This is a genomic window from Bradyrhizobium sp. SZCCHNRI20481, assembly GCF_032485055.1.
Classification (GTDB): domain Bacteria; phylum Pseudomonadota; class Alphaproteobacteria; order Rhizobiales; family Xanthobacteraceae; genus Bradyrhizobium.
On the sequence record NZ_JAUEUE010000006.1, the window covers coordinates 294,187 to 317,347 of the forward strand.

At 66.8% G+C, this 23,161-nt stretch carries 22 protein-coding genes and 1 pseudogene; 13 read left to right on the plus strand and 10 right to left on the minus strand.

Translation table 11 applies throughout. The features are described from left to right. Position 1 precedes the first annotated feature (1 nt). Positions 2-1,144, minus strand: coding sequence for an FUSC family protein (locus tag QX132_RS12145; RefSeq protein ID WP_315812153.1), 1,143 nt, complete (start codon positions 1,142-1,144; stop codon positions 2-4). A 121-nt stretch (positions 1,145-1,265) separates the two neighbouring features. Between QX132_RS12145 and QX132_RS12150 the strand changes: the two genes are divergently transcribed. Next, the gene (locus QX132_RS12150) at positions 1,266-2,636 is read left to right on the plus strand and encodes an MmgE/PrpD family protein (protein ID WP_315797200.1); all 1,371 of its coding nucleotides are present in this window, start codon (positions 1,266-1,268) and stop codon (positions 2,634-2,636) included. Between the two features lie 8 nt (positions 2,637-2,644). On the opposite strand, the gene QX132_RS12155 is transcribed toward QX132_RS12150, so the two are convergent. Together QX132_RS12155 and QX132_RS12160 are read right to left on the minus strand one after the other, a co-directional pair. Further along, positions 2,645-4,042, minus strand: a complete 1,398-nt coding sequence (locus tag QX132_RS12155; protein ID WP_316161284.1) for a serine hydrolase — start codon at positions 4,040-4,042, stop codon at positions 2,645-2,647. Positions 4,043-4,183: 141 nt separating this feature from the next. Next, positions 4,184-5,236 carry a helix-turn-helix domain-containing protein gene (locus QX132_RS12160; RefSeq protein ID WP_316161360.1) on the minus strand — a complete coding sequence of 351 codons (1,053 nt, stop codon included), beginning with the start codon at positions 5,234-5,236 and terminating at the stop codon, positions 4,184-4,186. A 140-nt stretch (positions 5,237-5,376) separates the two neighbouring features. Here QX132_RS12160 and QX132_RS12165 point away from each other — a divergent pair, with 140 nt between their 5' ends. After that, on the plus strand, positions 5,377-6,294 hold the full coding sequence (locus QX132_RS12165) for a pirin family protein (protein ID WP_315784376.1): 918 nt from the start codon (positions 5,377-5,379) through the stop codon (positions 6,292-6,294). A gap of 42 nt (positions 6,295-6,336) precedes the next feature. Next, positions 6,337-7,251 carry a phosphoribosylaminoimidazolesuccinocarboxamide synthase gene (locus QX132_RS12170; protein ID WP_315797197.1) on the plus strand — a complete coding sequence of 305 codons (915 nt, stop codon included), beginning with the start codon at positions 6,337-6,339 and terminating at the stop codon, positions 7,249-7,251. 1,162 nt (positions 7,252-8,413) lie between these two features. Here the strand turns inward: QX132_RS12170 and QX132_RS12175 are convergent. Beyond that, on the minus strand, positions 8,414-9,091 hold the full coding sequence (locus QX132_RS12175; protein ID WP_315735543.1) for a nitroreductase: 678 nt from the start codon (positions 9,089-9,091) through the stop codon (positions 8,414-8,416). Between the two features lie 121 nt (positions 9,092-9,212). Continuing rightward, complete coding sequence (locus tag QX132_RS12180; RefSeq protein WP_315797196.1) at positions 9,213-9,878, minus strand: HAD hydrolase-like protein; 666 nt, start codon at positions 9,876-9,878, stop codon at positions 9,213-9,215. A 210-nt stretch (positions 9,879-10,088) separates the two neighbouring features. On the opposite strand from QX132_RS12180, the pseudogene QX132_RS12185 reads away from it, so the two are divergent. Further along, positions 10,089-10,419 (plus strand): annotated as a pseudogene (locus tag QX132_RS12185) (uroporphyrinogen decarboxylase); the annotation flags it as partial. Between the two features lie 25 nt (positions 10,420-10,444). Here QX132_RS12185 and QX132_RS12190 read toward each other — a convergent pair. Together QX132_RS12190 and QX132_RS12195 are read right to left on the minus strand one after the other, a co-directional pair. Next, a complete protein-coding gene (locus QX132_RS12190; RefSeq protein WP_315797195.1) occupies positions 10,445-11,074 on the minus strand; it encodes a glutathione S-transferase in 630 nt (209 codons plus the stop codon). Between the two features lie 48 nt (positions 11,075-11,122). After that, positions 11,123-11,812 carry a phytanoyl-CoA dioxygenase family protein gene (locus QX132_RS12195; protein WP_315797194.1) on the minus strand — a complete coding sequence of 230 codons (690 nt, stop codon included), beginning with the start codon at positions 11,810-11,812 and terminating at the stop codon, positions 11,123-11,125. Here QX132_RS12195 and QX132_RS12200 point away from each other — a divergent pair. Together QX132_RS12200 and QX132_RS12205 are read left to right on the plus strand one after the other, a co-directional pair. Continuing rightward, complete coding sequence (locus tag QX132_RS12200; RefSeq protein ID WP_315797193.1) at positions 11,811-11,990, plus strand: hypothetical protein; 180 nt, start codon at positions 11,811-11,813, stop codon at positions 11,988-11,990. The genes QX132_RS12195 and QX132_RS12200 overlap by 2 nt on opposite strands. A gap of 141 nt (positions 11,991-12,131) precedes the next feature. Beyond that, positions 12,132-12,734, plus strand: a complete 603-nt coding sequence (locus QX132_RS12205; protein ID WP_316161287.1) for a hypothetical protein — start codon at positions 12,132-12,134, stop codon at positions 12,732-12,734. A 17-nt stretch (positions 12,735-12,751) separates the two neighbouring features. Here QX132_RS12205 and QX132_RS12210 read toward each other — a convergent pair whose 3' ends face one another. Beyond that, positions 12,752-14,245 carry an NAD-dependent succinate-semialdehyde dehydrogenase gene (locus tag QX132_RS12210; protein WP_316161289.1) on the minus strand — a complete coding sequence of 498 codons (1,494 nt, stop codon included), beginning with the start codon at positions 14,243-14,245 and terminating at the stop codon, positions 12,752-12,754. A 153-nt stretch (positions 14,246-14,398) separates the two neighbouring features. Then, positions 14,399-14,719: a hypothetical protein gene (locus QX132_RS12215; RefSeq protein ID WP_316161290.1), complete on the minus strand. Its 321-nt coding sequence runs from the start codon at positions 14,717-14,719 to the stop codon at positions 14,399-14,401. Positions 14,720-15,062: 343 nt separating this feature from the next. On the opposite strand from QX132_RS12215, the gene QX132_RS12220 reads away from it, so the two are divergent. Continuing rightward, positions 15,063-16,256, plus strand: a complete 1,194-nt coding sequence (locus QX132_RS12220) for a serine hydrolase domain-containing protein (protein WP_316161291.1) — start codon at positions 15,063-15,065, stop codon at positions 16,254-16,256. Positions 16,257-16,442: 186 nt separating this feature from the next. Here the strand turns inward: QX132_RS12220 and QX132_RS12225 are convergent, their stop codons facing one another. Then, a complete protein-coding gene (locus QX132_RS12225) occupies positions 16,443-17,444 on the minus strand; it encodes an adenosine kinase (RefSeq protein ID WP_316161292.1) in 1,002 nt (333 codons plus the stop codon). Between the two features lie 70 nt (positions 17,445-17,514). Between QX132_RS12225 and murJ the strand changes: the two genes are divergently transcribed. The 6 genes from murJ (at position 17,515) to rimI (ending at position 23,158) form a co-directional block, all read left to right on the plus strand. Beyond that, positions 17,515-19,074: a murein biosynthesis integral membrane protein MurJ gene (gene murJ / locus QX132_RS12230; protein ID WP_316161293.1), complete on the plus strand. Its 1,560-nt coding sequence runs from the start codon at positions 17,515-17,517 to the stop codon at positions 19,072-19,074. A 49-nt stretch (positions 19,075-19,123) separates the two neighbouring features. Next, positions 19,124-20,176 (plus strand): tryptophan--tRNA ligase, encoded by a 1,053-nt coding sequence (gene trpS / locus QX132_RS12235; protein WP_015663202.1) that lies wholly within the window; start codon positions 19,124-19,126, stop codon positions 20,174-20,176. Positions 20,177-20,366: 190 nt separating this feature from the next. Continuing rightward, complete coding sequence (locus tag QX132_RS12240) at positions 20,367-20,861, plus strand: universal stress protein (protein ID WP_315716941.1); 495 nt, start codon at positions 20,367-20,369, stop codon at positions 20,859-20,861. A gap of 108 nt (positions 20,862-20,969) precedes the next feature. Next, positions 20,970-21,539, plus strand: a complete 570-nt coding sequence (locus tag QX132_RS12245; protein ID WP_315784395.1) for a NifU family protein — start codon at positions 20,970-20,972, stop codon at positions 21,537-21,539. Between the two features lie 438 nt (positions 21,540-21,977). Then, complete coding sequence (gene tsaB, locus QX132_RS12250) at positions 21,978-22,679, plus strand: tRNA (adenosine(37)-N6)-threonylcarbamoyltransferase complex dimerization subunit type 1 TsaB (protein ID WP_315775808.1); 702 nt, start codon at positions 21,978-21,980, stop codon at positions 22,677-22,679. Beyond that, positions 22,676-23,158 (plus strand): ribosomal protein S18-alanine N-acetyltransferase, encoded by a 483-nt coding sequence (rimI, locus tag QX132_RS12255; protein ID WP_315735571.1) that lies wholly within the window; start codon positions 22,676-22,678, stop codon positions 23,156-23,158. The genes tsaB and rimI overlap by 4 nt, the downstream gene beginning before the upstream one ends. Positions 23,159-23,161: the final 3 nt, after the last annotated feature.

Genomic DNA, 23,161 nt, shown 5'->3' on the forward strand with positions numbered 1-23,161 from the left:
ATCAGGCCCCCGCTGTATCCGGCGTCTCGTCGCGCTCCGGTCGATGCGGCTTCCCGGTCGACGCGCCCGCCCATTCGGCAACGACGCGCTCGAGGTCGATCAGGTTCTGGCGCATCTGCTCCAGCGAGAAGCCGAGCGCGAAGAAGCGCTCGGCGGCGTCACCCGGCAGGCCCCGCGTGAGACCGTCGCTGCGGACGGCGGCGACCTCTTCCGCATAGGCCTTCACCGCGACGTGGATCGGCCAGATCGCCGGCGGGCCGGAGCCGTTGCGGATGGCCGCGGCACAGCCGCGCAGATAGCTCGCGATGGCATCGCTGACGCGCGACACTGGTCCGGACAAGCGCGCCTGCAGCTCGGATGGCAGCGGCACCACGCTGGCACGGCCGATCATCACGACGTCGTGGCGCAGGCGCAGGATCGTCCGCAGCAGCGGGCCGGTATCGGCGCCGGAGGACAGCCGCGCCGAGCGCTCCCGCTCGGCCTCCGCTCCTGTCGCATTCAATTCGGTGAGCGCGGTACCAATGCCGTCCTGGATCCGATGCAGCGCGTCGTTGTCGCGGCCGCGCGACAGGCCGGCCAGCAGCTCGGTGAAGGCAGCTGCAATCAGTTCGAGCAGACGCCCCGCCGCGGCACGCATCTGCACATGCGCGCGCGACGGCAACACGATGAACGATACGGCGAGGCCGGTCAGCGCGCCGACCGCGACCTCGAACACGCGGTCGATCGCGGAGCCGAGCGGATCGAGATGGCCCATCGTCGGCACCAGCAGCACGATGACCGCCGTCACGGTGGCGGCGTTGAGGCTGGGATTGATCGCGGCGACGAAAGCGAGCGGCGTCACCGCCAGGATCAGCATGCCGAGCAGTTGCAGCTCGCCCGAATGCGGGATGAAGACCGTGATGGCGCCGCCATAGATGGCACCGCCGATGGTACCGAACATGTAGTCGCGCGTTGCCTTCAGCGAGCGCCCGACGCTGCCTTGCGTCACGATCAGCGACGTCAGCACCGCCCACAGCGGCAGCTTCAATTGAAAAGCCGTGGCGATGGCGAAGGCAAGCGTCGCCGCCACCGTGCCGCGAACCGCCAGCGACATCGGCGCCTTGCGGGCGCGCAACCGGCCAAACAGCCGCTTCAAGGACATCATCAGTCGCTCACCTCGAACAGCACCAGCGCGATCCCGGCATGGCAGCTCCCCACCCGGCCGAACCGGCTTGAAAGGCGGAATCGGCTTGCCTACGGTCATTGCAACGATGCGAGGAAACACGATGGCCCAGGAAACCGCAACGCTCGCCGCCTATGTCGCGGAGCTGAAATATGACGATATCCCGCCCGAGGTGCTCGACCGCGCCAAGGTGCTGACGCTCGACTTCCTCGGCAGCGCCATCCGGGCCCGGCGCGAGGCGGAATCGACGCCGTCCATCGTCAAGATGCTGGCGGCGCTGAAGCTCGATGCGGCGGGCGAGGCGACCGTATTCGGCGACGACAGAACCTGGACGCCGGCGGTGGCGGCGCTGCTCAACGGAACGATGGGCCATTCGCTCGATTTCGACGATACCCACGCCGATTCCTCGCTGCATCCGAGCGCGCCGGTGGTGCCGGCCGCGTTCGCCGTCGGCGAGCTGGTCGGCGCGTCCGGCCGCGAGGTGCTGACCGCCATCGTCGCCGGCTACGAGGTGTGCTGCCGGCTCGGCAACGCGCTCGATCCGACCTCGCATTATGCCCGCGGCTTCCACCCGACGGCGACCGCCGGCACCTATGGCGCGGCCGCCGCGGCCGGCAAGCTGTTCGGCCTGTCGGAGCAGCAGTTGATCTACGCCTTCGGCGTGTCCGGCAGCCAGGCCGCGGGCTCGCTGCAGTTTCTCGTCAACGGCGCCTGGAACAAGCGCTATCAGGTCGGCGCGTCGGCAATGAACGGCGTGATCGCGGCGACGCTCGCCAAGAACGACTTCGTCGGCGCGATCGAATCCGTCGAGGGCAAGCACGGTCTTCTGGTCGGCTACACCGACGCGCCGCATCACGACAAGGCCGTCGCCGGGCTCGGCTCCACCTATGAGACGATGAAGATCGGCGTGAAGCCGTATCCGAGCTGCCGCTATACCCATGCAGCGATCGACGCCATCATCGCCTTGCGCCGCGAGCACAATCTGACGCCGGACCAGGTCAAGCGCGTCGAGGTCGGCCTGCATCGCAACGGCATCACCCTGACCGGTGACGCCGCGACCAAGCGGCATCCGACCTCGATCGTCGGCGGCCAGTTCTCGATGTTCTTCACCGGCGCGCTGGCGCTCGACCAGGGCCGCTTCGGCTGGGACGACTACGTCAGGCTGGGTGACATCGCGATCAATGCGCTCGCCGACAAGTTCGACGTGGTGCAGGACGACAGGCTGGAGGTCGGCCGCAGCCATCCGTTCGGCGCGCGCGTCACCATCACCACGGAAGACGGCGTGCACGAGCGGCTGCACGACGATCCCTCGGGCGAGCCGACCTCGTTCCCCTCGGCGCAGGCGATGAGCGACAAGTTTCTGACGCTCGCCCGGCCGGTGCTGAGCAACCGCGCGCAGAGCTTCGCCGATGCGATCCTGTCGCTGGAGCGGTTCGAACGTGTCGCGCAGGCCACCGCGCTGGGGAGAGCGTAGCGCATGCGTCATTCCCCATGGGTCGCCGCGATCACGTCGCTCACGAGCTGCGCCACGCCGTCGGCCTCCGGCGGCCAGTTCACGGTGCGCCCGAAACGCGCAATGACGAGACGCTCGGAGGGGATGACGATGACATATTGGCCGAGCGTGCCCTTGGCGAAGAACGCGTCGCGCGGCCAGCCATGGGAGCTGCGGTAGTTGGCGCCAAAGCTGTCGCCACTGTTGGTCCAGAAGCCGGCGCCGAGGCCGACGAACGCGCCGGGTGTCGGCGCGCTGACATACGCGACCCAGCCGGCGGGCAGGATGCGGCGGCCAGCCACGACGCCGTCGTCGAGATACAGCTGGCCGAGTCGCGCCCAGTCGCGCGCCGACGCCAGCATCTGGCTCGATCCGTCCGGCGTGCCGGCGGCGTCGAATTCGAGGGTGACGCTGGTCATGCCGAGCGGATCGAACAGCTCGCGATGCGCAAAACGCAGCACATCCGCAGCGCTGCCGTCGACGGCGTCGCGGATGAGATGAGAGAGGATGACGGTGTTGCCGTCGTGATAATTGCTGACCGCGCCCGGCGTGGTTTCGAGCGGCATGGTTTCGGCGAAGGCGGCGCGGTCCGTTTCGACGAATTTCATCCGGTTGACCGGCTCGAGCGCCGAGAACAGCGAGGCCTGCAGCGAGCTGCCGAGCGCGAGGCCTGCGGTGTGGCGCAAGAGGTGATCGACGGTGATGGCGTGGCGCGGATCTTTGTCGTCGCGCCACGCCGCGATGGGCGCGGGCGCATGCAGCGCGAGCTTGCCCTGGCGGACGAGAATGCCGATCAAGGTCGCGGTCATCGACTTGGTCGCGGAGAAGCCGAGCAGCGGCGTGTCGACCGCAAAGCCCGGCGCGTAGCGTTCGGCGATGACCTTGCCGTCCGTCATCACCACGACGGCATGGGTGCGCCGGAACGGCGGCACCTCCGGCTCGGCAAAGGCGCGATCGAGCGCCGCAGTCAGCGCCGGTGTCACCGGCGCCACGCCGTGCGGCAGAGCGGTGCCGGGCAGCAAGGCCGGCTGGGACGGCCGGATGGCCGGCCAGTCCGGACTCTCGCCATGATCCATATGGCAGCCGAGCCCGTCGCGAAACACTGCACGGCTGCGGCCGAGCCCGAGCAGCGTCACGGTGACGTCCTTGGCGGCGCGATCGACGCGGATGTCCATCGCCCAGCTCAGCAGGCCGGCGCCCGGCATCGCGGCCCGCGTCTCGGAGAGCGTGCGGTCCGGGTCGAGACCGGAGACGAAGGTCTCCGAGCACAGCACGCTGGCGATGAAGCCTGTCGCGATTTTCGGCACGTCGCGGGCTCGGGCGCTGCCGACAGCCAGGGCGGCCAGCGCGGTGGTGGCGACGAGAGCGAGCAGCAGGCGGCGAGTCATGAGGAGCTCCGGCAGTTGGATCTGCCGGACCAGACTGCGGCTGCGGCCCAGGCGCTCGCCGATTTCGGAAATCATCCCAGCCGAGAATCGCCGGGATCTCGCCGATTTTGGAATTCCTCTGCAGTTTCAAGGCCGAACAGATCACGCCGCCGACAGCCTCATGCGCCGGTATTCGGTCGGCGTCACCCCGGTCACCGCCTTGAAGGCGCGGTTGAAGGGCCCAAGCGACTGGAACCCGGCGTCCATCGCGATGGTGATCACGGGCACCTCGGCCTGGGCCGGATCGGCCAGCGCGGCCTTGGCCTCCTCGATGCGGTGGGCGTTGAGGAAGGTATTGAAATTGCGGTAGCCGAGCTCGCCATTGATCAGCCGCCGCAGCCGGTATTCAGGAATGGAGAGCTTCGTCGCCAGCACGCCGATCGTGACGTTCTCCTGGCGATAGATCCGCTCGTCCGCCATCAGTCGCATCAGCGCGTCGACCAGCCTGCGGTCGGCGGCTTTCGGAGCCACCTCTTCGGGCACCGCAGCCGGTGGCGCCTCCGGCGCGAGCACGTCGCCGGCACCGACCTTGAGCAGCATCAACGCAACGGCGCCGACCACGCCCAAGAACATCGCCGCATTGATGACATTGGCGAGCTCCGACGGCCCGCTGCCGGCGGACGCGATCTGCAGCAGCGCGTTGACGCCGCCGTAGGCCATCGCCGCGATGACGACGAAGGCACGGATGCGCCGCCGCCCCTCGACGAGGTCCGCCGCCCAGGAGCGGATGGTCTGCGCCAAGGTCAGGCCAAGGAAGCCGAGAGCCAGCACATTATTGGCGACGATCACGAGCCGTGCATGTCCGGCAGGCCCCAGCACGAGACAGCTCAGCAGGCTGAAACCGAACACCGCGAGCCAGATCAAGCCGTGCAGCCAACGCAACGCAAAGCCGTCGTCGAACAGCGCGCGGCAGAACAGCCAAAGCACGACGATATCGGCGGTCGCCAGCGCAATCAGCGGCACGGAAGCGAGCGATGGCGCAGCCGCGCCGCCGATGTCGAAGGTCGCCGCGTGCGCGGCCGATCCCAGCGCCAGCGCGATCGCGAGCCGGCCGCGCCATTGCCTGCCGAGATCGCGTCCCAGCGCGACGGCGAGCACGGCCAGCAGCGCGATGGCGGCGGCGCGAAGCGCGAGATCGAGGCTTTCGAGCGTCATCGTCATGGGTCCGTTGTCAGCACCGGAACTCTAGGCCGGAGCTTCGCTTCGTTCAAATCGGGCAAGCGCCGCGACCTCGTGCCCTGCCCCCGCCTTCGCGAAGCTGCTAAGCTCGCGCGACCACATTGCAGGAGCGCCCCATGAGCTGGCAGCCATCGATCGATCCCGAGTTCGGCGATCCCACATCCTGCGACGCGCTGGAGCACGTCATCGTGCCGCGCACCCGCGATCTCGGCGACGGCTTCGCCGTGCGGCGCGCGCTGCCGCATGGCCAGCGGCAGATGGTCGGCCCGTTCATCTTCTTCGATCATTTCGGCCCGGTGCAGTTCATGTCCGGCAAGGGCATGGACGTGCGGCCACATCCGCATATCGGCCTTGCCACCGTCACCTATCTGTTCGACGGCGCCATCATGCATCGCGACAGCGAGGGCAACGTCCGCGAGATCCAGCCCGGCGCGATGAACCTGATGACGGCGGGCCGCGGCATCGCGCATTCCGAGCGCACACCCGACCTGCAGCGGCAGAACGGGCAGAAGATGCTGGGCTTGCAGAGCTGGATCGCGCTGCCGGTCGAATCCGAAGAGATCGCACCGAGCTTCCAGCATTATGCGGCCGACGCGCTGCCGACGGTCAGCGACACCGGCTTCTCCGCGCGCATCATCGCCGGCCGCGCGTTCGGCGCGGCCTCGCCGGTGACGATGGTCTCGCCCTGGTTCTATGTCGAGGTCACCGCGCAGGCCGGCACGGTCGTGCCGCTCGATCCCGACCACGAGGAGCGCGCGATCTATATCGTCGACGGCGAGGTCGAGATCGCGCGCGAACGCCACGAAGGACCGCGGCTGCTGGTCTTCCGCCCTGGAGACGCCATCAGCGTGCGCACGGTCAAGCCGACCCGGATGATGTTCCTCGGCGGCGACGCGCTGGAAGGGCCGCGCCACGTGTGGTGGAATTTCGTCTCCTCCAGCAAGGAGCGCATCGAGCAGGCCAAGCAGGATTGGAAAACCGGCCGCTTCGCCGCCGTTCCCCAGGAGCACGAGTTCATTCCGCTGCCGGAATAGGCTATTGAGAGCGCAACGCTCCCGTTTCGAAAGCCCCGCACGATGACCACGCTCCTCACCAGCAATCTGCCGCTCCCGAAGATCGGCCGCGGCAAGGTCCGCGACATCTATGCCGTCGGCGACGACCGCGTGCTGCTGCTCACCACCGACCGGATCTCCGCCTTCGACGTGGTGATGAACGAAACCATCCCGATGAAGGGCGCGGTGCTGACGCAGATCTCGGCGTACTGGTTCAATGCGCTCGAAGGCGTCGTGCATCACCACATGATCTCGGCCGACACCGACGCGATCATCGCCGAGGTTCCGGAACTCGCGCCGCATCGCCAGGAGATCCTGGGCCGCGCGATGCTGTGCAAGCGCACCACTGTGTTCCCGATCGAATGCGTGATCCGCGGCTATCTCTCCGGCTCGGCGTGGAAGGAATACGCAGCGAGCGGCACGCTCGCCGGCGAGCAGCTGCCTGCAGGCCTGGTCGAGAGTCAGAAGCTGGAGCCCGCGATCTTCAGCCCGGCGACCAAGGCCGAGACCGGCCATGACGAGAACATCACGATCGCGCGGATGCGCGAGGTGGTCGGCGACGAGACGGCCTACACGCTGGAGAGCATGACGCGCGCGGTCTATACGCTCGGCGAGGCGCTCGCCCGCGAACAGGGCATCATCATCGCCGACACAAAATTCGAGTTCGGCCGCGACAAGGACGGCCACATCATCCTGATCGACGAGGTGATGACGCCTGACAGCTCGCGCTTCTGGGCCGTCGACGCCTATCAACCGGGCCAGCCGCAGCCGAGCTTCGACAAGCAGCCGCTGCGCGACTATCTCGACGCCGAGCGCCGCGCCGGCCGCTGGAACGGCGACGCCCCGCCGCCGCCTCTGCCGCAGAGCGTGGTGGATGCCACCAGCCAGCGCTATCTCGAAGCGTTCAAGCGGGTGACGGGGAGTGAGCTGAAGATCTGAGGATCGCAGGTTCACGCGTCGACGTTCGCACTTGGGGTTGAGCTATCTCGTAGGAGCTCATAACTAACAGAGTGCTTCGGGGACCCCCACCCCCGACCCCTCCCCGCAAGGGGGAGGGGCCAATCCGCGGCCGCGTTCTTCGCTGACACGAAACTTCTCCGCTCTTCTGCGAGTGAATTTGGCGAGAGGCTCGCTCTCCTTCTCCCCTCCCCCTTGCAGGGAGGGGTCGGGGGTGGGGGACCACTCGACGAGACCATCATGATGCGCACAGACGCATCAACACGTCCCGCGGCGCCATCGCGCCCGAGTTGATCGCATCAAGCCCCTCGAAATTGCCGAGGGTGCAGGGAAGGCCGGGAGCTGGCTGCCCCCATGGCCCGCCTGCTCAAAAAAATGCAGGCGGCAGGTACCACAGGTTCAGCCGAGACATCCCGGCCCTCCCTGCGCGATGGGTTTAACGGCTGCTCCGTACTCTCCCCGGGGACCGGCTTGTTTGCCCCCGTCGCCCGCAACGACCGAACGAGCGTCACCGCACGAACGTCATCGCGAGCTTGACGCCAGCATCGGGGCGCCAGGACCACACGGCTTGACCGTCCGCGAGCTGCCATTCGTCAGCGCAAGAGCGCCCGACAGGCACGCGGCCACCGCTCCCCGCCTCTACGTATCGTGACGACGCGTACGCCCCTCTGCATGAGGACGGGATGCGCGGACAAGAGCACGACTTCGGAAAAATAGCAACAACAAAATCCTGCAAGAGGAATTCGACGTCAAATTTTTCGATAGCTGACGCAAGACGTGTGCTCCTCGCCTCGATCGGCAGCGCCGAATGACGCCCTGACTAGGTTCTTTTTTGGCCGGAGTTTCTTCTGCTAGATCTCTTTGACGCGGAGCGGCACGACCATATCGGCCGAATGACCTCGTCCGGGCCAGTTTCCCCAGACGACTTCCGCGCGGAACGTCCGCCCGCGACAGTGCACGGTCAGAACCTCTCCGACGATCGGCGCGATACCTTCGCAATAATTTTCATCCCGGCGGAGCTCCTTCTCGGTAACGAGCTCTCCAGACTTGAGAAGTATCCGTCTGATCCAATAAGGCATCTGTGATTTTTCGAGCTATCGAAGCCACGGCGTCTGTTGTCCCCTGCGGTCCCCGAAATGTCCGTCTAGTCCTCGAACCCTACGAACACCGTCGCGTCCTTCACCGACTTCCGCTCCGACACGACGGCATTGGCCGGGAAATCATGATCGGGCCAGCCGAGCGCGACGCTCTTCATGATGACCTGATCGTCGGCGATGCCGGCGTGCTCGCGGACCACGGGCGATTGCATGATGCCCTGGCTGTTGATGACGGCGCCGAGGCCGCGCGACCAGGCGGCGTTGACGAGCGCCGTGGTCACGGCGCCGCAATCGAACGGCGTGTCGTCGCTGCCGTCGAGCACGCGGTCATAGGTGACGATGATGCAGACCGGCGCATCGAACTGGCGGAAGCCGCGCAGCACCCAGTCCTGGCGCTTCTCCTTGTCGTCCCGCGCGATCCCCATCGCGGAGAACAATTGCTTGGCGACGCCGATCTGGCGCTCGCGGTGCGCGCCGTCGAACGGCTGGCCGATGCGAAACTCGCGCGACTGCGGCACGCCGGCCAGCATCCGCTCGGTGTTGCCGGCGCGGATGCGGTTGAGCGGCTCGCCGGTGATGACGTAGAAATTCCACGGCTGGGTGTTCATCGACGACGGCGCGCGCATCGCCAGAGCAATGATTTCCTCGATCAGCGCCCGCGGCACCGGATCTGGCTTGTAGCCGCGGATGCTGCGGCGGCCGAGGATGACGTCGTCGAACTGCATGTGTGTGATAGTCCCGTGATGACAACTGATCTGCCGCGAATATTCGCGGCTTTCCGGTTCCGGTGCAAGGTTGACGCGCGAACCGATCGGGGTGTCGCGAACACAGGAGGTTGTGATCGAACTATCCCTTCAGTATCGCCAGAACCACGCGCGCGAGATCGGCGGGACTTTCCACGAGGCGGTCGGCGCCGGCCGTCTCGAGCTCGTCGCGACTGCCATAGCCCCAGAGCACACCCAGGCTGCGCATCCTGACAGCGTGGGCGCCAGCAATGTCATGGCGGCGGTCGCCGACCATGATCCCCTGGGACGGCGCGATATTCCGCTCAGTGAGAATATGCGTGAGCAGCTCCGGCTTGTGGTCCAGCATGCCTGACGGCACCGAGCCGTGGATGGCGTCGAACAGCGACGCAAGATCGAGATGCTCGAGGATGCGGCGCGCAAACACCTCCCGTTTGGATGTCGCGAGATAGAGCCGCAAGCCCGCGCCATGCATCTCGTGCAGCGCGTCGCGAATGCCGGGATAGAGTTCGCTGCCGAACAGCCCGCTCTCGCCGTAATGCTGGCGATAGGCGGTCACCGCTTCGTCGACCCGGTTGTCGTCATAGGCCAGCAGCAGCGTCCGCAACATGTCCTGCAGCGGCGGCCCGATGACACTGCGGATATCGAGCGTCTCGTCCGGCGCATGCCCGAGCGTGCGCAACGCGGCCAGGGTGCTCGCGGCGATGCCGGGCTGGGAGTCGATGAGGGTGCCGTCGAGGTCGAGCAGGACAGAGTGAACCGAAGACATGTCCAATCATAGCGGCGGCCGCGAGAAGCGTAAACGACCGCTCCGCCCCGCGCTCACGCAGGCATCGGCTCCGCCGCTCGAACGGATGCATCAGGCCGATGGCATGAACAACTGCCCGCGGTCCGCCGCAGGCCTACCCTGTCAGGTAACTCCAGGGAAGGACCCACGCCGATGGCGCAGATCGCGACGATCGAAACCGGGCTCTAACGCATTCCGCTCGGCGTGACGCTGTCCGACAGCACGCATGGCGAGATGACGGAATTCGAGCTGAACACCTGCCGTGTGCGCGATGCCGACGGCGCGGAGGGCGTGGGCTACACCTACACGGTCGGCCGCAATGGCGGCGCCGTCGCCGATATCCTCGGACGGGAGATTCCCGAATCTGATCACGCGTCACGAGGCCGACGACACCGAGGCGATCTGGCACCGGGTGTGGTGGGGCCTGCATTTTGGCGGACGCGGCGGACCGACCGTGCTGGCGCTGTCGGCGCTCGACATCGCGCTGTGGAACCTCAAGGCCCGGCGCGCGAACCTGCCGCTGCGGTCTCGCGCGCCGCACAGCCGGCCTAAGCCTTTGCGCTCGGACGGCTCGACACCTCGCCGTACCATCGCTTGAGATGGCGGAGATGATCCGGCGGGTCGAGCTTAGCGCGGGCCGCGAAATCGACCGTCACCATGGCGCTGATGTCGGCAATGGTGAAGTCCGGCCCGCAGACGAAGGCGTGATCGGCCAGCCGCGCGTCGAGCCAGGCGAAGTAGTGCGCGACGCGCAGACGCCCCCGCTCGGCGAGCGCCGGGATCTGCTCGAGCGGCAGCGCGCCGGGCAGTGCGCGGCTCTCCAGCCCCGGCGCACTGTTTCGGAACGCTTCCTGAATGGCATAGATGCCGTCCCACTCGATCCGCCGGACCCAGCATTCGATCACGGCGCGCTCCTCCGCATTGCGTCCCATCAGAGCCGGCTTGGGATGCTGCTCCTCGATGTAGCGGCAAATCGCGATGATGTCGGTGATCGCAGCGCCGCTGTCGAGCTTCAAGACCGGAACCGTGCATTGCGGGTTCAGCGCGCGAAATTCCGGCCGAAACTGCTCCCCGGCGCGCAGGTCGAGCTGGACGGTGGGAATCGTGAGGCCCTTCTCCGCAAGGAAGATGCGCACGCGGCGCGGGCTTGGCGCGGTGGCGGAATCGTAGAGCCTCATGAGCGTCCTCTCTGCGGGATTTTGGCTGGAAGCAGCGGGATGGTGCCGCTACTCGGCGCCGAAGATCTCGTCCTGATCCATGCGCACCGCACGCAAGGCGCGGGTCCGGCGCCACTCCTCCAGCTGCACCCATGTGGCGTAGGTGATCAGCAGTGAGCGGCGGCGCGCGCCGCTGCGGTTGCGCGTCGCACCGTGCAGCATGTTGACGTCGAACAGCAGGATGTCGCCGGCCTCGCCCGCCGTGACGAACGCCGAGGACGCGGCCTGCGCATCGTCCGTGTCGGGGCGATGCGAGCCTGGCGCCACTTGCGTGGCACCATTGTCGGGGCCGAAGGAATCGAGAAAGGCCAGCGCGGAGACGGAATCGGTGCGCCGGCGCTCGACGCTGTCGCGATGCAGCGGCTGCGCGCCGCCATCGGCACACGGCTCGCGCCCTTCGACCTGGCCGAGGAAGAACGGCGCCTTCAGGACATGATGCACGGCGGCAAGCATCACCGGCAGGCGGCAGACCTGTTGCACCGTCGCATCGAGATCGACCATGGCGTGCCGCCAGTCGCGGCCGCGCGGCACCGGCCATTGCTCCGAGGGCAGCGTGCCGGACTCGAACGCATCGCGCAGTGGCGCGATCCAGTCCGCCGGGATCGCACCGCGCAGCAGCAGATAACCGTCCTCCCCCAGCCGATGCGCATCGGCTTCAGAAAGCCGGCCGACGCCGGTGCGCGCGGGTGCCGCGGTCATGGTTGAGCTCGCAATCTCGAGGTCAGTGGCAACATTCGGCATGGTCGATGATCAGACGGCTCTCGGCAAGCGGCTGTCCTGGATGGGCACGGCGCGCGGCGGCGCGCGCTTGCGTTCATCCGGCTACGGCCGTGACACGACGGCGCGACGGCTGAGCCCGAAGGAGATCCCGCACTGAGGCGATAGGTCGCGCGCGGCGCATCGGCCCGGCAAGGCGCCATTAATCACCCGTTAACCTCATCGACCTACGTCTTCTTGCAACAGACGGCAACGATCAGAAACATAGAGAAGAGAGCGTTCAGACTTTTCGGAAGAGCACATGGCGATCGTCCAAAGCACCAGCCAGATCTCTCCCGCGATGGAGCGGGTCTATCACCAGAGCAACCTGCTCGGCGAATGGAAAGGCAGCTGGACGGCCAGTGGCCAGGCGGTGAGCTTCAAGGTCGTCAACATTCGCGGCGCCGCGGCGACGGTGGAATACACCCACAATGGACGGACCGAGCGCGGCATCGGCCAGGTCAACGGCTCGACCATCGACTTCGGGTCCGTCACGCTCGGCACCAAGAACGGCAAGAACGCGGTGCTGCTGTTCTCGGCCGGCGGCGGCAAGGCCACGGCGATGCTGGAAAAGCATGCGCCTCCCGCCGAACAGAGCAACCTGACCGGGAGCTGGGCCGGCTATTCCGGCGAGAACGGCATGAGCGCGAGCTTTCGCGTGCTGTCCGTCACCGGCAAGGAGGCGCAGGTCAGCGTCACCGCCAATGGCGTGACGCGCCAGGGCACCGGCATCGTCTACAAGAACGTCATCATGTTCGGCCAGACGCAGATCTCGACCGACGACGGCAAGACCGGCAAGGTCATCTACCAGGTCGGCAACAAGTCCTACATGGTGCCGGTGGACAAGCTGCCCAAGACGGCCTGAGCGCAGGCGTCCAAAGTTCACACCCCCGCCATCATCACATATTTGATCTCGAGATATTCCTCGATGCCGTGGTGCGAGCCCTCGCGTCCGAGGCCGCTCTCCTTGACGCCGCCGAACGGCGCCACCTCTGTCGTGATCAGGCCGGTGTTGACGCCGACCATGCCGGACTCCAGCGCCTCCGCGACACGCCAGACCCGGCCGAGATCGCGGGCGTAGAAGTACGACGCCAAACCAAATGGCGAGGCGTTGCACATCGCGATGACGTCGGCCTCGTCCTTGAACCGGATCACCGGCGCGAGCGGGCCGAACGTCTCCTCCTGCGCGACCAGCGCGTCCGACTTCACGTCCGACAACACGGTAGGCTCGAAGAAGGTGCGGCCGAGCGCATGGCGTTTGCCGCCAGTGACGATCCTGGCACCGCCCTTGACCGCATCGGCGATGTGGCGCTCGACCTTCTCGACCGCTTCCTCGTTGATCAGCGGGCCCTGCGTCACGCCGGCCTCGGTGCCGTCGCCGATCTTCATCGCCGCGACCTTGGCGGCGAGCCTCTCGACGAACTGGTCGTAGATGCCGTCCTGCGCATAGAGGCGGTTGGCGCAGACACAGGTCTGGCCCATGTTGCGATATTTCGAGACCATGGCGCCTTCGACAGCCGCATCGATATCGGCATCGTCGAACACCACGAACGGCGCATTGCCGCCGAGCTCGAGCCCGAGCTTCTTCACCGTTCCGGCCGACTGGCGATACAGGATCTTGCCGACCTCGGTCGAGCCGGTGAAGCCGACGAAGCGCACCGCTGGGTGCTCGCACAGCACCTTGCCGATCGCAGGTGCATCGCCGGTGATGATGTTGAGCGCGCCCTTCGGCAAGCCGGCGCGTTCGGCCAGCACGGCGAGCGCCAGCGCTGACAGCGGTGTCTCGTTGGCCGGCTTCAGCACCACGGTGCAGCCGGCGGCGAGCGCGGGAGACACCTTGCGGGTGATCATCGAGTTCGGGAAATTCCACGGCGTGATGGCGCCGCAGACGCCGATCGGCTGCTTCAACGCCAACAGGCGCGCATCCGGCTTCTGCGTCGGGATGGTCTCGCCATAGACGCGGCGCGCCTCCTCGGCGAAGAACTCGATATAGGCCGCGCCGATGTCGACCTCGCCGAGCGCCTCAGCGAGCGGCTTGCCCTGCTCGGAGGTGAGGATCAGCGCGAGGTCCTCGCGGTTGGCCGTGATCAGCTCGAACCATTTGCGCAAGGTATTGGAGCGCTGCTTGGCGGTCAGCCTGGCCCAGGCCGGGAACGCGCGCGCGGCAGCATCGACGGCCCGCGTCGTCTCTTCAGCACCAAGCTGCGCCACCTTGGCGAGCTCGGCGCCGGTGGCTGGGTTGACGACGGGGAACACCGGCGAGCCGACCCAGGCACCATCGATGTAGCACTGCTCGCGCAGCAGCGACGGATCCTTCAGGCGGTCACGCAGGCTCGGAGCGGCAGTGGAGGCGCGGGCGGCGGCGGGCGGTGTCATCGGGTTCCTCCTCGAAAGCGAGCGATCTTTCCCCCGAATATAGCCACGCGCCGGCCGAGGCGCACGGCTCGTGCCCCTCCTCAACGGTACATTCGATCCGGCGATCCGTGCCTGTACGGCACCAAATGCTGAATGACGAGGAGTCGACCAGGATCAGGCCGCGCCGCTCATGTAGGTCTCGCGGCGGCCGATCATGCGCTCCGCCGCCGCCTTGGCGTCGGCCTTGGTCGAGGTCGCGCAGGTGCGGTATTCGAGATCGGGCAAGGAGGCGGGATCGCGGCGCCCGAACCACGATTTGTGGCCGACGGGCAAGAGCGCCAGCGCCTGCGCCACATTGTCGACCGCTCCGAACGAATACAGCGCACCGGTCGCAGCGATGCGCACCTCATAGAGGCCGGGCGTGATCGGTGCCTCGATATTGTCACCGCGCCCCGGGCGGGGATACCGCTTCCACTCGCTCCACGTCGAAATCATATCGCCCCCAACGGCGGACATTGCCGCCAAAAACACGTCATCGGCTCGAAAATGCCGGTCCTTCAACCCTTTAATGCAAAAATGGTTGCAACTCACAACAGTCGCAAGCCCATGGTGGGAACGTGGCCCCCATGTGTCGGCCTCGCGGCTGGGTGGAACTAATCATGATTCTGGCGAAAAATTGAAGCGCTGTGGCCTTGCCGCGGCGCTGTTGTCCCCGCCTGCTTCGTCCGCGCCGCATCATCACGAGATCGCGACCGGCCGTTCGACCGACGGTCCTTGCTGGCCGGGCCGGCCCGAGGAACAATCGCCTACCGTCATCAAGAACGGAACGGAGGAGACCATGCAGAACAAGACCGACATCGACGGCGTGCTGCGGCAGAAGGCGGAGGCGGGAGAGGTTCCCGGCGTCGTCGCCGTCGCCGCTGACAGCAACGGCATCATCTATGAAGGCGCCTTCGGCAAGCGCGACCTCGGCCGCGACGATCCGATGACCGCCGACAGCGTGTTCTGGATCGCCTCGATGACCAAGGCCATCACCTGCGCGGCCGGGATGCAGTTGGTCGAGCAGGGCCGGTTGTCGCTGGATGCGCCGATCGGCGCGGTGCTGCCCGACCTCGCCGCGCCCAAGGTGCTCGACGGTTTCGACGCCAATGGCGAGCCGATCCTGCGGCCGGCCAAGACCGCGATCACGCTGCGCCATCTGATGACCCACACAGCCGGCTTCTGCTACGACATGTGGAACGGCGACATGGCCACCTATGTGCAGAAGGCCGGCACGCCCGGCATCATCACCTGCAAGAACGACGCTCTCAAATTGCCGCTCGCCTCCGATCCCGGCACGCGCTGGGAATACGGCATCAACATCGATTTCGTCGGCAAGGCGATCGAGGCCGCGAGCGGCCAGACGCTCGACGCCTATCTGCGCGACAATCTGTTCGCGCCGCTCGGCATGGACGACACCGGCTTCAAGCTCGGTCCATCGCAGCGCGCCCGCCTGGTCGGCATGCACGCCCGCGGCGAGGACGGCACCCTGGCGCCGATCCCGTTCGAGCTCGAGCAGGAGCCGGAATTCCACATGGGCGGCGGCGGGCTCTACGGCACCGCCGGCGACTACGTCCGCTTCACCCGGATGATCCTCAACAACGGCCGCGGCAACGGCAACCAGGTGCTCAAGCCTGAGACGGTCGCGGCGATGCGCGACAACCATATCGGCGAGCTGGAGATGACGAAGATGGCCGCGGCGGTGCCCGGTGTGACCAACGACGTCGATCTCTATCCCGACATCGTCAAGAAATGGGGCTTGAGCTTCATGATCACGACGGCGCAGACGCCGGAAGGCCGCAGTGCCGGCAGCCTCGCCTGGGCCGGCCTCGCCAACACCTACTACTGGATCGATCCGGCGCGCGACGTCACCGGCGTGATCCTGATGCAGCTCCTGCCGTTCGCAGACCGGCTGTGCCTGGAGACGTTTGCAGGCTTCGAGCGCGGGGTCTATGCCGGACTCGATGCCGCGGGCGGACAGAAGGCGGCGTGAGCAGATTGCCAACTGACCGGAGTGAGCTCGTAATGAGTTAGTTGGCGTCATGCCCGGGCTTGGCCCGGCCATCCACGTCTTCGGTCCCGCAGCTCAATAAAACGTGGATGGCCGGGTCAAGCCCGGCCATGACGGTGGAGAGAGTTGTGTCTCTGGTGAAAAAGAACGCGTGACCACAGCTTCGACCTACACCTTCAGTCCGTTCTGGGCCGCCAATTCCTTCAGCGACACCTGCGGCCTTGCGCCGATATGCTGGATCACCTCGGCGGCGGCGAGGCCGCCGAGGCGGCCGGCCATCTCATAGCCGGACTTGCGCACCAGCCCGAACAGGAAGCCGGCGGCGAACAGATCGCCCGCGCCGGTGGTATCGACCAGGCTCTCGATCGGATGCGCCGGCACCGAGATCACGCCGTCGTTCGACACCACGACGCAGCCCTTTTCGCTGCGGGTGACGATGCCGAGCGTGGCGTCCTCACGCAGCTGCTTCAGGGCGCCGTCGAAATCCGAGGTCTGGTACAGCGAATGCAGCTCGGCCTCGTTGGCGAAGACGAGATCGACGGTGCCGCCGCGCATCAGGTCGAGAAACTCCTCGCGATAGCGATCGACGCAGAACGAATCCGACAAGGTCAGCGCGACCTCGCGTCCGGCGTCATGCGCGATCGCCGCCGCCTTCACGAACGCATCCTTGGCGTCCTTCGGGTCCCACAGATATCCTTCGAGATAGATGAAGCGCGCCGCCGCAATCTGCGCGGGATCGATGTCCGCGGCGGTGAGATTTTGCGCGGCGCCCAGATAGGTGTTCATGGTGCGCTCGCCGTCGGGGGTCACCAGGATGTAGCAGCAGCCGGTCGCCGGGCCGTCGGCAGCGGGCGCGGTATCGAAGGTCACGCCAGCGGCGCGGATATCATGCCTGTACATCCGGCCGATCTGGTCGTCCTTGACCTTGCCCACGTAAGCGGCACGCGCGCCCAGGCTGGCGAGGCCAGCGATGGTGTTGGCCCCCGAACCGCCGGACATCTCGGTGGCCGGGCCCATATCGGCATAGATCGCGGCCGCGCGGGCCTCGTCGATCAGCGCCATGCTGCCCTTGGTCATGCCGTGCCGGGCGAGAAAGGCTTCATCGGCATGCACCAGCACGTCGAAGATCGCGTTGCCGATCCCGAGAACATCGTATTTCGCGTCAGTCATCCACTGGCCCCGTTTACGGCGTTTTGCAAACGCTGCGGCCTATCACAAGCAGCGCTGCTATAGAAGCCTGATGATCCGCTCATTCGTGACTGTGTTGTCAGGAACACTGGCCTCGCGCCTGCTCGGCTTCATCCGGGATGCGCTGATGGCCGCGCTGCTCGGCGCCGGTCCGGTCGCGGACGCATTTCTCGCGGCGTTTCAGCTCGTCAACGTCGTCAGGCGATTGTTGACGGAGGGCGCGCTCAATGCAGCTTTGGTGCCGGCCTGGCTGCGAATATACCAGCACGGTGGCACAATGCAGGCGGCAGCCTTTGCCGGGCGCGTGCTCGGCACGGTCAGCGCCGGCCTGCTCGCGGCAACGCTCGTGCTGGCGCTGCTGATGCCGTTCGCGATGACGGTGCTCGCACCAGGCTTCGCCGGTGAAGAGACGCTCACCCTGGCCGTCAATGATGCCAGGCTGATGCTGCCCTATCTCGCCTTCGCCGGCCCCGCGACCGTGCTGCTCGCACTCTCCAGTGCACGAGGCCGCTTCGCGCTGGCCGCGTTTGCGCCGCTGCTCTTCAACGTCGCGCTGATCGTCGTGACCATCGTGCTGCTGATGCAACATCCGGATCCTGCGAACGCCGCGCTGCTGCTCGCCGCAACGATCGGCGTCGCCGGGCTGCTGCAGCTCGCCGTCCTCGCGCGGCGAGGCCGCGATGGCCCCCTCGCCTCACCGGTGCGCGTCACCTTCCATGCGGAAATGCGCGGCTTCTTCGCCAAAGCGCTGCCCGGCATGGTCGCCAGCGCCGGCCCGCAACTGATCGCGGTCGGCGGCGCGATCATCGCCTCCGCCTCGCCTTCCGCGGTCTCGTGGCTGTATTTCGCCAACCGCCTCATCGAGCTACCACTCGGGCTCGTCGGCGTTGCCATGGGCACGGTGCTGGTGCCGGAGCTGACGCGCGCGCTGCACGAGGGCAACAAGCAGGCGCTGGCGGAAGTGCAATCGCGCGGCCTCGAACTGACGATCGGGCTCGCGCTGCCTGCGGCGCTCGGACTGATGATCCTGAACGAGCCGATCATTCGTTTGCTGTTCGAACATGGCGCGTTCAGCTCGGACGATGCCGCCGCGACGGCGCAGGTGCTGACATGGCTCGCGGCGGCATTGCCGGCGCAAGTACTGACCAAGGCGCTGCAGCCTGCCTTCTTCGCGCGCGAGGACACGCAGACGCCGCTGCGCGCGACGCTGATCGGATGCGGTGTCGCGATCGCGCTGGCGTTCCTGCTCGCACAATTGTTTGCGGCAAGTGGCATCGCGGCAGGGCTCGCGCTCGGTGCCTGGGCCAATGCGGCGGTCCTGATCCGGCGTGGCGCCACGAGCTTCGGCTTCGCGCTTCCTCCCGCCTCGCGGCGCCGGCTGCCGCGCATCACCCTGGCCGCCGCGATCATGGGCACCGTCCTCTGGACCGTCGCCGGACGCTTCGCCGGCACGTGGAGCAGCAGCCATCTCGGCGCGGCCGTGCTGCTCGCCGCCCTGATCAGCGGCGCCATCATCCTCTACGGAGTGCTGCTATTGTCCCTGGGCGCCGTAGGCTGGCGCGAAACCGTCCGGGCGATCCGGCAAAAGCCTGCCGGCGACTTGCACCTTTGAGGCGCACGTGCCAAACGACCCCCCAAAATCATCATCCGGAACAGTGACCATGGCTTTCGTGGAACGGGTTTTCTCGGGCGTCCAGCCGACCGGCAACCTGCATCTCGGCAACTACCTCGGCGCGATCGTCAACTTCGTGAAGATGCAGGAGACGCACAACTGCATCTATTGCGTCGTCGACATGCACGCGATCACCATGCCGATCGATGTCTGGGGCGGCCCGGCCGAGCTCGCGCGCAACACCCGCGAGGTCACGGCCGCCTTCATCGCCGCCGGCATCGATCCGAAGAAGCACATCGTGTTCAACCAGAGCCAGGTCTCCGGGCATGCCGAGCTCGCCTGGATCTTCAACTGCGTCGCGCGCATCGGCTGGCTGAACCGCATGACGCAGTTCAAGGAGAAGGCCGGCAAGGATCGCGAGAACGCATCGGTCGGCCTCTACGACTATCCGGTGCTGATGGCCGCCGACATCCTGCTCTACCGCGCCACCCATGTTCCGGTCGGCGAGGACCAGAAGCAGCATCTCGAGCTCTCGCGCGACATCGCGCAGAAGTTCAACAATGACTACGGCGACTCGATCCGCAGCCACGGCTTCGGCGACGGCCTGTTCTTCCCGCTTCCGGAACCCTTCATCACCGGTCCCGCGACGCGCGTGATGTCGCTGCGCGATGGGACCAAGAAGATGTCGAAGTCCGATGCCTCGGACTATTCGCGCATCAACCTGACCGACGATGCCGATACGATCGCGCAAAAGGTCCGCAAGGCCAAGACCGATCCGGAGCCGCTGCCGACCGAGGAAAAGGGGCTGGACGCACGTCCCGAGGCCGACAACCTCGTCGGCATCTACGCCGCGCTGTCGGACCGCAGCAAGGCCGACGTGCTCAGGGATTTCGGCGGCGGCCAGTTCTCCAGCTTCAAGAACGCGCTGGTCGAGCTGTGCGTCACCAAGCTCGGGCCGATCGCCGCCGAGATGAAGCGCCTGACCGCCGATCCCGGCTACGTCGAGTCCGTCCTGGTCGACGGCGCCGACCGCGCCCAGGCCATCGCCGCGGAGACCATGAAGACGGCCAAGGACATCGTCGGCTTCATCCGCAAGCCCTGAGCAGCACGGCGCGCGCTCCGGAGTCGGCCTTGCGGCCGTAGCCAGGATGAGCGAAGCGACATCCGGGCTACTAGGAGCCGCACCACCGGTGTCATTGCGGGCGCGATGGAACCCGCAGCCCTCTCCCCAACGGAGGCGGGCTGTGGCAGCATCGCAGCCGGATCGACTTGCAGCAGCAGGCGGGAACGCGATGGCGGCGCAGCGGCAGAGCTACCAGACCGGCCATGCGCCGAAATGCCTGGTCGTGGTCGACGACAGCGAGGAGTGGGACCGCGCGGTCCGCTATGCCGGCCGCTGGGCGGTCCGTTCCGGCGGCCGTATCGTCATGCTGCACGTCATCGAAACGGAGGACCAGAACCAGCAATGGCTGGGGGTCGCCGACCTGATGCGGGCCGAGGCGCAGGAGCAGGCGCATGCCGAGCTCGACCAGGCCGCGGCGCTGCTGTCGGCGATCGGCGTGACCGCGCCGGAACGGGTGATCCGCGAGGGTGAGCCGACGGCGCAGATCCTGGAGACGATCGAGCACGACAGCGACATCGCGCTGCTGGTGCTCGCCGCCCATTCCGGCCCCGAGGGCCCCGGCCCGCTGGTCACCCATGTCACCAAGACCAGCGGCGCCTTCCCGATCCCGCTGGTGATCGTGCCGGGCGATCTCGGTGACGCCGATCTCGACGCTCTTTCATAGGCTTAGATCGGAGACGCCGGCCATGTCCCCTTGATCGTGCGCGCGCTCGCGCCATCTGCTATGAGGACACCACAGGCCGGCCTTGAACCGGCGCTGCCGGAGAAAACCATGTTCATCCAGACCGAAGCCACCCCCAATCCCGCCACCTTGAAGTTCATCCCGGGCCGCGTCGTGCTGCCTGCTGGCACGATGGAGTTCGGCAGCCGCGACGCCGCCGCGCGCTCCCCGCTGGCCGAGCGCCTGTTCGCCGTCGACGGCGTCACCGGCGTGTTCTACGGCGCCGATTTCATCACCGTCACCAAGAGCGACGGTGAGTGGCAACACCTCAAGCCGGCGATCCTCGGCGCGATCATGGAGCACTACATGTCGGGCGCGCCGCTGCTCGCCGATGGCAGCGCCGCCAATGACGAATCCGCCGACGAGGACGACGAGTTCTACGACGAGGCCGACACCGAGACGGTCGGCATGATCAAGGACCTGATCGAGAGCCGCGTCCGCCCGGCCGTAGCCAATGACGGCGGCGACATCACCTTCCGCGGCTTCAAGGACGGTATCGTCTATCTCAACATGAAGGGCGCCTGCTCCGGCTGCCCGTCATCGACAGCGACCCTGCAGCACGGCATCCAGAACCTGCTGAAGCACTTCGTGCCCGAGGTGGTCGAAGTCCGGCCGATGTAGCAAGCCAACGGCGAACGGGGTTGGCGAATAGATCTGCGCGCCAATCGCCATCTGCCTCTGCTCACGCTGCGTTGCCGACGGTGGCGGCCACGGCCGCCGCCCGCCGAATGCTCCACGATACCTCGCTGGTTACCGCGCTCTGCGCGCCATGCCGTCGGTGCCGATCCTGAGCACGGGCTTGCGAGCGATTGATCGCCTCGACCTGGACCGTCGGGCATGGCCTTTGCGACCGGATGGCGCGGCGGCCTGAACGTCGAACGGGACGATCATTCCAATAGCCCGGAAAGATTTGCTTAAATGAGCGCCAATTCAGTAGTTTGCGTTCTTGGTCGTGCGTCTTGATGCGTTTTTCCCGATCAGGATGTAAGAAAGCGGCAACCGACTTTATCAAAGCCCCAAAAAGGTATTCGGCGCTCCCTTCAATGCGAATCTGACCGGATGTTGATCCTCGCCATCGATACTTCCCTCGACCATTGCGCGGCTGCCGTTCTGGACACTGATTCGGCCGCGATGCGCGCCGAGGAAACGCTGCCGATGAAGCGCGGCCACGCCGAGGCGCTGATGCCGCTGATCGCGCGCGTGATGCGCCAGTCGGGCGTCGGCTTCCACGAGCTAGACCGCATCGCGGTAACGACGGGTCCTGGTAGCTTCACCGGACTGCGCGTCGGCCTCTCCGCCGCGCGCGGCATTGCATTGGCGGCGCACAAGCCGGTCATCGGCGTCACCACGCTCTCGGCCTACGCCGCACCCATTGTCAGCGAAGACCGTACCAACCCGGTGATCTCGGCGATCGATGCCCGGCACGACCATGTCTACTACCAAGTCGTGAGCGGCAGCGGCGAAGAGCTGGTCGCGCCTCAGGTCGCTGCGATCGACGACGTCTTGGCGGTCGCGCGGCTCGGCGCCCCGCACCTCGTCGGCAACGCCGCAGCGCTGCTGGCCGAACGGTGGCCTCCGGAAGCCGCCGCGCCAGTTGCGGTCGACTCGCAAAACGGACCCGACATCGCCTGGGTTGCTTGGCTCGGCGCGGCCGCGGACCCGGCGCACGCACCGGCGCGGCCGTTCTATCTGCGCGCGCCCGACGTCAAGCCGCCTGCCGGCGCGGCGCGCGCGCCGGCGCAGACGGCCGTCTCGTCATGAACATGTTCTTCCGCTGGCTCGGCAGCCCCAAACCGTTGATCGAAGCGGCCGCGCCGCGCGACGCCGCCAGGCTCGCCCAGATCCACGCCGCCTCGTTTCACCGCGGGTGGGGCGAAGGCGAGTTCGAGGCCATGCTGGCCGAGCGCAACACCATGATCCATCGGCTGCGGCTCGGGCGGAAACTCGTCGGCCTCATCGTCTCGCGAATCGGCGCGGACGAAGCGGAAATATTGTCGGTTGCACTTGACCCAAATCAGCGCGGCCGCGGATTTTCTCGTGATCTGTTGCTGCAGCATCTCGGGCACCTCGCGGGACGCGGGGTCCGGACGGTCTTTCTCGAAGTGGAGGAAAACAACCAGCCGGCCCGCCGACTCTATGAACGCGCCGGATTTGCGACCGTGGGCCGTCGGGAACGTTATTACCTTCAGCCCGGCGGGGAACAGTTGAATGCGCTTCTGATGCGCCGGGACTTGTCGTAACCT